At 64.0% G+C, this 12,135-nt stretch carries 9 protein-coding genes; 6 read left to right on the top strand and 3 right to left on the bottom strand.

What is annotated here, in order from left to right; genetic code table 11:
• The first annotated feature begins 10 nt into the window (after positions 1 to 10).
• The 3 genes from lptF to ltaE all read left to right on the top strand — a co-directional run bounded on the left by lptF (position 11) and on the right by ltaE (position 3,361).
• Positions 11 to 1,120: an LPS export ABC transporter permease LptF gene (lptF, locus tag HDE77_RS08610; protein WP_184416766.1), complete on the top strand. Its 1,110-nt coding sequence runs from the start codon at positions 11 to 13 to the stop codon at positions 1,118 to 1,120.
• The gene (lptG, locus tag HDE77_RS08605) at positions 1,120 to 2,214 is read left to right on the top strand and encodes an LPS export ABC transporter permease LptG (protein ID WP_255482613.1); all 1,095 of its coding nucleotides are present in this window, start codon (positions 1,120 to 1,122) and stop codon (positions 2,212 to 2,214) included. The genes lptF and lptG overlap by 1 nt, the downstream gene beginning before the upstream one ends.
• 127 nt (positions 2,215 to 2,341) lie before the next feature.
• Entirely contained in the window at positions 2,342 to 3,361 is a 1,020-nt protein-coding gene (gene ltaE / locus HDE77_RS08600; protein ID WP_184416764.1) for a low-specificity L-threonine aldolase, read from the top strand.
• On the opposite strand, the gene phaZ is transcribed toward ltaE, so the two are convergent.
• The 3 genes from phaZ to HDE77_RS08585 form a co-directional block, all read right to left on the bottom strand.
• A complete protein-coding gene (phaZ, locus tag HDE77_RS08595) occupies positions 3,336 to 4,646 on the bottom strand; it encodes a polyhydroxyalkanoate depolymerase (RefSeq protein ID WP_184416763.1) in 1,311 nt (436 codons plus the stop codon). The genes ltaE and phaZ overlap by 26 nt on opposite strands.
• A 104-nt stretch (positions 4,647 to 4,750) precedes the next feature.
• A complete protein-coding gene (locus HDE77_RS08590) occupies positions 4,751 to 5,509 on the bottom strand; it encodes a methyltransferase domain-containing protein (protein ID WP_184417024.1) in 759 nt (252 codons plus the stop codon).
• A 41-nt stretch (positions 5,510 to 5,550) separates the two neighbouring features.
• A complete protein-coding gene (locus HDE77_RS08585) occupies positions 5,551 to 6,096 on the bottom strand; it encodes an RDD family protein (RefSeq protein ID WP_343206081.1) in 546 nt (181 codons plus the stop codon).
• A 4-nt stretch (positions 6,097 to 6,100) separates the two neighbouring features.
• Here HDE77_RS08585 and xerD point away from each other — a divergent pair, with 4 nt between their 5' ends.
• From xerD to purL, 3 genes are all read left to right on the top strand, one after another.
• Entirely contained in the window at positions 6,101 to 7,045 is a 945-nt protein-coding gene (gene xerD, locus HDE77_RS08580; RefSeq protein ID WP_184416762.1) for a site-specific tyrosine recombinase XerD, read from the top strand.
• A gap of 95 nt (positions 7,046 to 7,140) precedes the next feature.
• Positions 7,141 to 7,938 carry a disulfide isomerase DsbC N-terminal domain-containing protein gene (locus HDE77_RS08575; RefSeq protein ID WP_184416761.1) on the top strand — a complete coding sequence of 266 codons (798 nt, stop codon included), beginning with the start codon at positions 7,141 to 7,143 and terminating at the stop codon, positions 7,936 to 7,938.
• 313 nt (positions 7,939 to 8,251) lie between these two features.
• Positions 8,252 to 12,130, top strand: coding sequence for a phosphoribosylformylglycinamidine synthase (gene purL / locus HDE77_RS08570; protein ID WP_184416760.1), 3,879 nt, complete (start codon positions 8,252 to 8,254; stop codon positions 12,128 to 12,130).
• Positions 12,131 to 12,135: the final 5 nt, after the last annotated feature.

The raw sequence follows: 12,135 nt of genomic DNA, 5'->3' as shown, positions 1-12,135 counted from the left end.
ATCTTATCGCATGCTGAGCATTCTCGACCGCTATTTCCTGCGTGAACTGGCCCAGACCGTGATAGCCACCGCCATTGTGCTGGTGGCGATCATGGCGGGTTCGCAGTTCGCGACCGTGCTTAAACAGGTCGCCAACGGCAGCTTTCCGGCCAGCGTCATGTTCCAGGTACTGGGGCTGACGATGCTGAATGGCTTGAGCGTCGTGCTGCCGTTGTCCGCCTTTCTTGGCGTGCTCAACGGGCTCGGCCGGATGTACCGTGAAAGCGAGATGCACGTGCTGGCCTCGTCCGGCATGGGTGCGCGCGGTCTGCTGCGCCCCATGACCTTGCTGGCGGTGGGAGTCGCGGTGCTGGTGGGCATCGTGTCGATGTGGGTCGGTCCATGGGCTTCGCGAACTTCGGATAGCCTGGTCGCGGCGGCCAACCGCTCGGTGATTGCTGCCGGGCTCGACGCCGGCCGGTTTACCTCGCTGCCGGGCAAGGGCGGCATCATTCTGGTCGATACCCTGAGCCGCGACGGCAGCCTGCTCGGCAAGACCTTCCTGTCCACCGAACGCATCGGCAAGGACGGCACCCATCACCTCAAGGTGGTCACCGGCAAGCACGGCCAGCTCTATCAGGAGAGCGACGGCAACAGTCGATTCCTCGCCTTGAGCGATGGTTGGCAATACGACATACCGCTGGGTGCCGACGACTGGCGAAAGATGAAGTACGAGCAGAACGACAGCTCACTGTCGGATGTTCAGTCCGAGAACAATGACGAGGATCCGACAGCGGGGATGACCACGTTCGCGTTGCTGAGGGTGGACACACCTGACTCCCGTGCGGAGTTGGCGTGGCGCGTGATCGCACCGGCGATGACGCTTGCGCTGCTGATGCTGGCACTGCCCTTGTCGAGGCAGAGCCCGCGCGAGCCGCGTTACGGACGTCTGTTGCTGGCGGTCCTCAGTTTCTATCTCTATTTCCTGCTGCTGGAGCTGTGCCGCAGCCAGATCGTCAAAGGCCGTTGGCATCACGCCACGCCGATGTGGATCGTGACTCTGCTGGTGTTTGCACTGGCCGCCTGGATGTTCCGCCGCCAGTACATGCCGCGCAAAGTGCGCCAGGCCGGTGCCCGATGATGTGGCGTTTCAAGCGTGTCGACTGGCTGATCGGCACCACGGTACTCGGCTCGCTGCTGATGGTATGGCTCGTGCTCACCGGACTGGATGCGGTGTACCAGTTCATGCACCAACTGGGCGACGTCGGCAAGAACGGCTATACGGTGCTCAATGCCGTGGTCTACGTGCTGGTGACGTTTCCGCGCAGGCTTTACGAGATGTTCGGCAATGCCGCGCTGATCGGTGGTTTGCTTGCCCTGGGTGGCCTGGCGGCGAACGGTGAGTTGACCGCGTTGCGTGCGGCCGGCATGTCCAAGCTGCGCATCGCGGTGTCGGCATCCGGTGTGGTCGCGATGCTGATCGTCTGCGTGGTGATTCTTGGCGAAACGGCCGGACCATGGGGTGATCAGCAGGCGCAGGCGATGGAGTTGCGGCTGAAGTCCGGCAACATCGGCGCGAACACCAACAGCGGCCTGTGGGCGCGCGATGGCGACCGCATCATCAATGCGAAGGGCAGCTTGCTTAAGCATGGCGCGTTGCACGACGAAGTGCAGCTGGTTGACGTGCGCGTGCTGACGTTCACCCCCGATGGGCAGGTCACCCGCTTCGACCAGGCCCAGACCGCCGTACACAACGGTCGTGAATGGATCCTGCAGAACGTGCGGAGCACCACGCTGGACAATGCCGGTACGCACAGTTCCACGGCGGTCAGCGAGCACTGGGATTCGCGACTCAATCCGCAGGTGCTGGAACAATCTCTGATCCTGCCGCAATACCTGCCCATTCGTGACCTGCGCCGCAACATCCAGTATCTGGAGAGCAACGGCGAAAAGGCCGGCGTCTATGCGATTGCTCTGTGGGCGCGCGTGCTCTATCCGCTCAACGTGCTGGTGCTGGTGTTTTGCGCGATGCCGTTCGCGTTCGGCACCTTGCGGTCGGGTGGCTTGGGCAAGCGCATGTTCATCGGTATGTTGCTGGCGATCGGCTGGTACTTCCTGCAGAAGGCGATGGTCAGTTTCGGCACCGTCTACGGGATCCCGCCGATGGTCGCCAACCTGTTGCCAGCGGTGCTGCTGGCGCTCGCTGCGTGGCTGTATTTCAGGAAGCATGGCTAGCATGGCCACGGCCTGAAGAGGCTTGCCGTGATCCGCGCCGATACCTTCGGGCAAGTGGACGATCTCCACTTGCCCGAGCGCTGACGAACGGGCACTCTCGACGCCCCCACCTCGAAGAGAAACGGCTGTGAACCTGATTGATCTGCGCAGTGACACGGTGACGCGGCCGACGCCTGCGATGCGTGAGGCGATGGTGGCGGCGGAAGTCGGTGACGATGTGTATGGCGAAGACCCTACGGTCAATGCCCTGCAGCAGCGCATCGCTGATGACCTGGGCATGGAGGCGGCGCTGTTTGTGCCGACCGGCACGCAGTCCAACCTGCTGGCGCTGATGGCGCACTGCGAGCGTGGTGACGAATACCTGGTCGGCGCCGACGCGCACACCTACAAGTTCGAGGGCGGTGGCGCCGCGGTACTGGGATCGATCCAGCCGCAGCCGATACCGCATGATGCCGACGGTACGCTGCCGCTGGACAAGTTGGCTGCGGCGATCAAGCCGATCGATCCGCATTTCGCCCGCACACGCGTGCTCGCACTGGAAAATACCTGGCACGGCCGGGTGCTGCCGCTGGAGTATCTGCGCGCGGCGCATGCGTTTGCCCGCGAGCGTGGCCTGGGCATCCATCTGGATGGCGCACGCCTCTTCAATGCGGCGGTTGCCAGCAACGTGCCGGCGCGCGACATCGCACAGTATTTCGACAGCGTGTCGGTGTGCCTCTCAAAAGGCCTGGGCGCGCCGGTCGGTTCGCTGCTGGTCGGTTCAACGGTGTTGATCGACAAGGCGCGACGCTGGCGCAAAGTGGCCGGTGGCGGCTGGCGTCAGGCCGGCATGCTGGCGGCGGCCGGTCAATACGCGCTGGATCATCACGTGGCGCGGCTGGCCGATGACCATCAGCGTGCGGCGTACCTGGCCGGTCGACTGCGCGAAATCGCTCGCATCGACCTGCTTGGGCAATACACCAACATGGTCTTCATCGACGTGCCCGCTGATCGACTGCGCGAATTGGACGTCCACCTGCGTGCTGCCGGCATCCGCATCAGTATCGGCTATCTGCCTACGCTGCGGCTGGTGACGCATCTGGATATCGACGACGCGGGGATTGCCCGCGTCGTCGATGCCTTCAGCGCGTTTTTCGCGCGCGGCTGATCGCCGACACGTTGGTCGGGGCTGCAGATGCAGTTGCCTGCGCGGTATCGAACTTGCGGATGAAGTCGCGCACCTGCGGGTAGACGGTTTCGCGCCAGCGACGACCGCTGAAGATGCCGTAATGACCGGCGCCTTCGATCACCTTGTGCACGCTTTTTTCGGTCGGAATGCCGCTGCACAAGCCATGCGCCGCTTCGGTCTGTCCGATGCCGGAGATATCGTCCAGTTCACCTTCGATGGTGAGCAGGGCGCTGTGCTTGATCGCGCCCGGGTCCACCCGTTCGCCGGCCACGTCCCACAATCCGCGTGGCAACAGGAACTGCTGGAACACCGTGCTGATCGTGTCGAGGTAGTACTCGGCCGGCATGTCGAGCACGGCGTTGTACTCGTCGTAGAACTTGCGGTGCGACTGCGCGTCGTCCAGGTCGCCGCGCAGCAGGTCCTGGTAGAAATCCCAATGTGAATTGAGGTGGCGACCGGGGTTCATCGCGATGAAGCCGGCGTGCTGCAGGAAACCCGGATAGACCTCACGGCCGCGACCGGGATAGTTCGCCGGCACGGTGTGGATCACATTGCCCTGGAACCAGGAAAGCGGCTGCTTGGTGGCCAGGTTGTTGACGCTGGTGGGACTGCAGCGCGGATCGATCGGTCCGCCCATCATGGTCAGACTGCGCGGCGTAGCCTCACCGCGCGCGGCCATCAGCGACACCGCCGCCAGCACCGGCACGGTCGGTTGGCAGACCGAGATCACATGCAGTTCGCTGGCACCAATATGCCGGATGAACTCCTCGATATAGCCGACATAGTCATCCAGGCTGAACGCCCCGGCTGTCGTCGGCACCATGCGCGCATCGACCCAGTCGGTGATGTAGACCTTGTGATCGCGCAACAGCGTGCGCACGGTGTCGCGCAGCAAGGTGGCGTGATGACCGGACAATGGCGCGACCAGGAGCACGACCGGATCGTTCTTCATCTTCTCGATGGTGTCCGGATCGTCACTGAAGCGCTTGAAGCGCTTGAGCTGGCAAAAGGGCTTGTCCAGCGCAACGCGCTCGATCACCGCGATCTCTTGCCCGTGCGCCGTGGCGCTGTTGATGCCGAACTCGGGCTTTTCGTATTCCTTGCCCAGTCGGTGGAACAACTCGAAGCCGGCAGCCATTCGCTGGGCACCCGGCATTTGCGAGAGGGGAGTGCCGCTGTCGTTGAGCATGCGCGCGTTGGCCTGCGCGAAGTAGCTCAGCGGTCCAAGGAACGAGCGCTGCCATTCGTGGATTTGATAAAGCATGGGACTTGAGAGTTGCCAAAGACGGGGATCAGGCATCTTAGCGCCGTTTGTTCCCGCTGTGTTGCGTCGCCGCAAATGCTTGCGTCGAGGCGATCGAACGCTTTTCAATCAACGGCTTGGCGGTAGCGGCAGCGCAGCAACACCTCGTCGACACCTTGCGTGTCGCCCAGGCCGTCGCGCCATTGCAGTGTTTTCTGGAAGCGCAGCGCGACCGGCATCAGTACCCGGTTGTACCACCACATCGCGCGTTCACGTTGATGGGTCAGGTACCACTGCCCGAGGTCGAGCAGGCGCGAGGATTTCGGCTGCATGCCATAGATCGCGCTGTATTCGATGGTGAAACCGTGCTGCGCGAGCTTGGCGATAATCTGCGCCGGTTCGTAGCGCCGACAATGGCCGACGAAGTCATCGAACGCGGTCCAGGCTTCAGGGTGCAGCGGTACCGACAGCAGCATGTACGCGCCGGGCGCCGCTGTCCGCGCCAACTCGGCCAGCGCGCCGTCGTCATCGACAACGTGCTCGAGAATGTCGAACGCGCAAAGCAGGTCAAAGCTGGCATCGGCGCAGGGCAGCGCACCGATCATGCCGTGGACAGCATGCGCGCCGCGATCGTGCAGACGACGCAGGGCGGCATGGCTGATGTCGACGAAGCAGGTGCCGTCGAGCGGCAGGCGTGGGCGCAGGCCGGGTGCCACCTCCAATCGACGCGGCGCGGCGGCGGCCAGTTCGTTGAGCAAGGGCCAGGTGTTGAAACGTTCCGGCCCGACCAGCCGCGCGTCGGACCACAACGATTCGTAGAAGCCACGGTTGGCGCGGATCAGTTCGGCATCGCTGCTGCTTTCGACATGGCTCGTGCTCGACATCATTGGATTGAATCCTGCGCCGGCTGAGGAGAATGTGAAGTTCAAACGAGCAAGCGAATCTCGGTGTTCGCGGCGAGGTCGTGCAGCGCGCGTTTGCGTGGATCGAACAATGCCACCGCAAACCAGCCGGCCCACACCAGCAGCAGCGCCCACAACGTTGCATGCAGTCCGATCCGCGGCTCCAGCATCAACAGCAGTAACGGCGCCGATGCCACCAGCACGCGAATCACCACCTGCTGCAGCGACGGCGTGCCGCCGTCCGCGCGGGTGACCCGGATATGCCACGGCCGCATGCCGATGGTCTGGCCGCCGCGCAACCAGGACGTCATGAAATAGGCAGCGACCAGCGCACCTTCAAAAGGAGGAAACCACAGCGCCTGCATGCGCCCTTGCGCGTCGACCAGCTGGCCATGAGTCAGCAGCAAGCCGATCATCACGGCCACCATCATGATCGCGACCACGATCAGCAGGTCATATACCAGCGCAAGCAGGCGACGCCACAGCGGGCAGGGCGGTGCAGTGGCGGAGGGATTCTCGGGCATCGTCGATAGTCGCTTGCGTAGTGCGCGCGCAATGGCCAGCATCATGCGCATGATGAAAGAAAAAAGCCGCGCCAGTATCGCCGAAGGCGATCAGCCACGTATTGTCGCCGAGGCCGATCGGCGGAGCATAAGCGAGTTCCTGGAACGGGTCTGGTCGGAGGACGGCTTGGCCGATCGCACGCTGGAGGCGTACCGGCGCGATCTGGAAGCGCTGGCGGCCTGGCTGGCTGGCCGCAGCCGCAGCCTGCCTTCGGCGCGACGCGAGGATATCTCCGCTTACCACGGCGCGCAGTCGGGAGCGATACGTTCGATCGCGCGGCGGCAGTCGGCCTTTCGCCGCTACTACGCTTTTCTCGCCCGCATGGAACCCGGCTTTGCCGACCCGACCCTGTTGATCGAGCGGCCGCGGATGCCGCGCAGCCTGCCCAAGGCGCTGGCCGAGCGCGAGATCGTGGGTCTGCTCGACGCTCCCGACGTCACCACTACGCTGGGCTTGCGCGACCGCGCCATGCTGGAGCTGATGTACGCCTCCGGCCTGCGCGTATCCGAACTGGTCGAGCTACCGCTGGCGGCGCTGAATACTCGCCAGGGCGTGCTGCGGGTGACGGGCAAGGGTGGCAAGGATCGGCTGGTGCCGGTCGGCGAAGTGGCATTGGAGCGTATCGCTGCCTACCTGGCCGGGGCGCGGCCGGAATTGGCGAAAGGCGGTCAGCCGCTGGCGTTGTTCCTGAGCCGGCGTGGCGAGGGCATGACCCGGCAGATGTTCTGGACGCTGGTGAAGCGTTACGCGATGAGGATCGGCATCCATTCGAAACGCATCTCGCCGCATGTGTTGCGACATTCGTTCGCGACCCATCTGCTGAACCACGGCGCCGACCTGCGCGCGTTGCAGATGCTGCTCGGCCATAGTTCGCTGAGCACCACGCAGATCTACACGCTGGTGGCGAAGGAAGGTCTGAAACGGCTGCATGCGCAGCACCATCCGCGTGGGTAAATGGACTGGCGGGTGAGAGCCCGTTCAGCCGGGTGTGCGAGAATGCTGGATGGCCGCCGGCCGTGTGCGCCGACTGGATCGTACCGAGGTTTGTGATGTTGAAGAAATGGTTGCTGGCCTTGTGCGTCGGCGGATTGGCGTTCAGTGCGTACGCGGCCGATGGTGGCGCGGCGGCGGCGCCGGTCGCAAGCCAGGCGGTTTCGCCGGCCGCAGAGAAGATGGTGCGACAGGCGCTCGGCGCACTCTCGGCGGATGTCCAGGTCGACTCGATCGAAGCCGCGCCCATTCTAGGCTTTTACCAGGTGATTGCTGCAGGCCAGCTGATCTACGTCAGTGCCGATGGCAAGTATCTGTTGAACGGCGATTTGATTGATCTGACCCGCAAACGCAATCTCAGTGATGCCGGCTGGGCTGCCTTCCGCAAGGCTGAGCTGGCCAAGGTCCCGGCCTCCGAGCGCATCGTGTTTGCGCCGGCGCACCCGAAATACACCATCACCGTGTTTACCGACGTCACCTGCGGCTACTGCCGTGCGCTGCACGAAAGCATGGCGGCCTACAACAAGGAAGGCATTGCCGTGGAGTACCTGGCGTGGCCGCGTGATGGCGTGACCAGCCAGAGCGGCGGCCCGACTCCTATCTACACCGAGATGGTATCGGTGTGGTGCGCGGCTGACCGCAACGCCAGCCTCACTGCGGCCAAGCACGATCACGCGCCGAAACCGGCGACCTGCGTCAACCCGGTCAAGCAGGAGTACGAGCTGGGTTTGCGGCTCGGCATCGATGCCATGGGTACGCCGGCGGTGTTCGCCGAAGACGGCAGCATGATCGGCGGCTATCTACCGCCGGCCGAAATGCTGAATGCGGTGCAAAAGCACTCCAGCGCAGGCGGTTAACGCCCATTCATCTGCGGATAACCCTGTGGAGCGCACCCCGTGCGCTTCAACCCAACCGTTCGCCCTGAGCGTCGGCCCGCAGGGCTGGAGTCGAAGGGCCAGAGCCGGACGGTACGCCACGACTGCCCTTCGACTTCGCTGCGCTACGCTCAGGGCGAACGGAGAGGGGAGCGAGTGCAGTTGTTCTCACAGGTTTTCCGCCGGTAGAGCCCGCCAGGCCTCAATCCGGGGCCTCCTCGGACGCTGCCGGGTTATGCCGTATTGCAGCATCAGCTAGAATGGGCGTTTTCCCAGCACAGCGCCGTTTCCCCGCATGATCGCACTCGACGGGCAGAGCGCCCTCTCGCCATTCCGTCTCGAACGCCTGAATGCACGACTTGATGCTTTGCATCGGGGCGTGCGCGTGCAGGCGTCGTGGTTCGTCTATTTCGTCGACACCGACGCGGTGCCCGCTGGTGAGTTGCGCCAGCGGTTGCTGGCGGTGCTGGAAGCGAAGGACGCCACGCCTGAACCCGCCACCCTGTGGGTGGTGCCGCGCTTCGGCACGATCTCGCCATGGTCGAGCAAGGCCACCGATATCCTGCATGGCGCCGGCTTCAATCGGCCAGGCAATGATGTACGCCGGGTCGAACGCGGTCTGGCCTGGCAGGTGTCGGGCCTTCCGTTGACCGAAGCGCCGGATTACGCCGCGATCATGGCGGTGCTGCACGACGCCATGACGCAGTCGGTGCTGACCCGCATCGAAGACGCACAAGGGTTGTTCCTTGCCGGATCGCCCGGCGATCTGGTGCATATCGCGCGCGGTAGCGATCCGCATGCGGCACTCGCTGAAGCGAACTCGCGGCTGGGTCTGGCGTTGGCCGACGACGAGATCGAGTATCTGGTCGAGCGCTACTCGGAACTCGACCGTGATCCGACCGATGCCGAGCTTTTCATGTTCGCGCAGGCGAACTCCGAGCATTGCCGCCACAAGGTGTTCAACGCGAGCTGGACGGTGGACGGCGCAGAACAGGACAAGAGCCTGTTCGGCATGATCAAAAACACCCACCAGCTTTCGCCGGCGCATACGTTGTCAGCCTATTCGGACAATGCGGCGGTGATCGAGGGCAGTGTTGGCAAGCGTTTCTTCGCCGATCCGGCCGATGGTGTGTGGCGCGGTCACGAGGAGCGCATCGACTACGCGATCAAGGTGGAGACGCACAACCACCCCACCGCGATTGCGCCGTGGCCGGGTGCGGCTACCGGTGCCGGTGGCGAGATCCGCGACGAAGGTGCCACCGGGCGCGGTGGCAAGCCAAAGGCCGGCCTCACCGGATTCTCGGTGTCCGACCTGCGCATTCCCGGTCATCCGCAACCGTGGGAAGTGGAGCGTCCGCTTCCGCCGCGGATGGCCAGCGCGTTCGAGATCATGCGTGACGGCCCGCTTGGCGCCGCCGCGTTCAACAATGAGTTTGGTCGCCCCTGTCTGGGCGGCTATTTCCGCAGCTACGAGCACGAGACCGGCGAAGCGGGTCTGCGACGCGGCTACGACAAGCCGATCATGCTCGCCGGTGGTCTGGCGAATTTGCGCGCCGGCCACGTGCTGAAGCGTCCGGTGCAGCCGGGCAACAAGGTGATCGTGCTGGGCGGTCCGGCGATGCTGATCGGTCTGGGTGGTGGCGCTGCCTCGTCGGTGGCTTCGGGCGCGTCGAGTGCGGAGCTGGACTTCGCCTCGGTGCAGCGCGACAACGCCGAGATGGAACGGCGCTGTCAGGAAGTCATCGACGCATGCTGTGCGCGCGGCGACAAGAACCCCATCGTCAGCGTGCACGACGTCGGTGCCGGCGGCCTCTCCAATGCGATCCCGGAGCTGCTCAACGACGCCGGCGTCGGCGGTGAGATCGACCTCTCGAAAATTCCCTGCGACGATCCGCAACTGTCGCCGATGCAGGTGTGGAGCAACGAATCGCAGGAACGCTACGTGCTGGCGATCGGGCCGGAGAATCTGGCTGATTTCGAGGCGATGTGCGTGCGCGAGCGCTGTCCCTACGCGGTGGTTGGCGACGCCACAACGGAACGCCGGTTGCTGGTGACCGACCCGCGGCGCGAGCTGGTCGTGATCGACCTGCCGATGGACGTGCTGTTCGGCAAGCCGCCGCGCATGCATCGTGATGCGAAGCGGAAAAAACCACGCGTGGATCTGCTGCCCGACCTCACCGGCATCGGCATGGACGAAGCACTGCTTCGCGTGCTGCGGTTGCCTACGGTAGGTTCCAAGAGTTTCCTGATCAACATCGGCGACCGCACTGTCGGTGGCCTCAACGCACGTGACCCGATGGTCGGTCCGTGGCAGGTACCGGTGGCCGATTGCGCCGTGACCATCGCCGATTTCGACGGCTATGCCGGTGAAGCGATGGCGATGGCCGAGCGCGCGCCGGTGGCACTGCTCAATAGCGCCGATGCCGCGCGGCTGGCGGTAGGCGAGGCGATCACCAACCTTGCGGCGGCGGCGATTCCGAGCCTGGGCGAGATTCGCCTGTCGGCGAACTGGATGGCTGCTGTCAATCATCCTGGCGAAGATGCTGCATTGTTCGACGCGGTGAAGGCGATTGGCATGGAACTATGCCCGCAGCTGGATATCTCGATCCCGGTCGGTAAGGACTCGCTGTCGATGCAGACGGTGTGGACGGACGGCAAAACGCAGCAGCGCACGGTATCTCCAGTGTCGCTGGTGATTACCGGCTTTGCCCGCGTCAGCGACGTCCGGCGCACGCTGACCCCGCAGCTCAAGCTCGATCGTGGCGACTCGCAGTTGTGGCTGATCGATCTGGGTGCCGGACGCGATCGCCTCGGCGGCTCCGCGCTGACCCAGGTCTTCAACCGCAGCGGCGGCGTGCCACCGGATCTGGACGATGCGAAGCGCTTGAAGGGACTGTTCGAGCTGGTGCAGGAAGCGAATGCCAACGGCCTGCTGCTGGCCTATCACGATCGTTCCGACGGCGGCGCCATCACCACCTTGCTGGAGATGGCTTTTGCCGGTCACTGTGGCCTGGAAATTCATCTGGACGGCTGGGCCGAGGCAACCTTGCGCTCCTTGTTCAACGAAGAGCTTGGTGCCGTACTGCAAGTGGCCGAGGCGAATCGCGAGGCGTTCGAAGCGCTGTTGGTCAAGCACGGTCTGGCCGGCATGAGCCACCGCATTGGACGGCCAAAAGAGAAGCTCGGCATCAAGCTGTTTCTCGCCGGCGATACTTTGTTCAAGTGGAACTGGGTCACCTTGTACAAGGCGTGGAACGAAACCACCCACGCGATGCAGCGGCTGCGCGACAATCCGCAAAGTGCCGATGCCGAGCTTGAATTCCGGCTTGACGACTCCGATCCGGGCATCACGCCGAAGCTCACTTTCAATCCGGCTGAAGACGTGGCCGCATCGCTCATTGGCAGCGGTGCGCGACCACGTATCGCTGTGCTGCGTGAGCAGGGCGTCAACGGTCAGGTCGAGATGTCGGCGGCGTTTACCCGCGCTGGTTTCGACGCCGTCGATGTGCACATGTCCGATCTGGCCAGTGGTCGCGTCAAGCTCGCTGATTTCCGTGGCTTCGCCGCATGCGGTGGCTTCTCCTACGGCGACGTGCTCGGTGCCGGTCGCGGCTGGGCTACTTCGATCCTGTACAACGAGATGCTGCGCGCGCAGTTCGCCGCGTTCTTTGCCGACCCGACGAAATTTGCGCTTGGCGTGTGCAACGGTTGCCAGATGATGGCGCAGCTGAAGGACATCATTCCCGGTGCACAGCACTGGCCGAAGTTCCTGCGTAACTCATCGGAGCAGTACGAGTCGCGGCTGGTCACGCTGGAAGTGCTCGATACACCGAGCATCTTTTTCAAAGGCATGGCCGGTTCGCGGATTCCGGTGGCGGTGGCGCACGGCGAAGGCCGCGTGAGCTTCCCGCAAGTGTGCAGCCCGTCCAAGGCAGGCAGCGCGTTGCGCTTCGTGGACAACCGCGGCAAGCCCACCGAAAACTTTCCGCTCAACACCAACGGTTCGCCCGGCGGCCTGGCTGGCTTTACTGCCGCCGAAGGTCGCGTGATGATCATGATGCCGCATCCGGAGCGCGTGTTCCGCAGCGTGCAGCTGAGCTGGCATCCGGAGAAGTGGGGTGAGGATTCGCCGTGGATGCGCATGTTCCGCAATGCCCGCGTGTGGTGTGGCTGATCGCA

Origin of the sequence: Rhodanobacter sp. MP7CTX1 (assembly GCF_014205795.1) — a bacterium.
Lineage (GTDB): Bacteria > Pseudomonadota > Gammaproteobacteria > Xanthomonadales > Rhodanobacteraceae > Rhodanobacter.
This window is presented reverse-complemented; position numbering and strand designations above follow the sequence as displayed.

Excerpts from the sequence above, each read along its gene's own strand:
- lptF (WP_184416766.1), top strand. The coding sequence starts at position 11 with ATGCTGAGCATTCTCGACCGCTATTTCCTGCGTGAACTGGCCCAGACC.
- lptG (WP_255482613.1), top strand. The coding sequence starts at position 1,120 with ATGTGGCGTTTCAAGCGTGTCGACTGGCTGATCGGCACCACGGTACTC.
- phaZ (WP_184416763.1), bottom strand. The coding sequence starts at position 4,646 with ATGCTTTATCAAATCCACGAATGGCAGCGCTCGTTCCTTGGACCGCTG.
- HDE77_RS08590 (WP_184417024.1), bottom strand. The coding sequence starts at position 5,509 with ATGTCGAGCACGAGCCATGTCGAAAGCAGCAGCGATGCCGAACTGATC.
- HDE77_RS08585 (WP_343206081.1), bottom strand. The coding sequence starts at position 6,096 with ATGATGCTGGCCATTGCGCGCGCACTACGCAAGCGACTATCGACGATG.
- xerD (WP_184416762.1), top strand. The coding sequence starts at position 6,101 with ATGATGAAAGAAAAAAGCCGCGCCAGTATCGCCGAAGGCGATCAGCCA.
- HDE77_RS08575 (WP_184416761.1), top strand. The coding sequence starts at position 7,141 with ATGTTGAAGAAATGGTTGCTGGCCTTGTGCGTCGGCGGATTGGCGTTC.
- purL (WP_184416760.1), top strand. The coding sequence starts at position 8,252 with ATGATCGCACTCGACGGGCAGAGCGCCCTCTCGCCATTCCGTCTCGAA.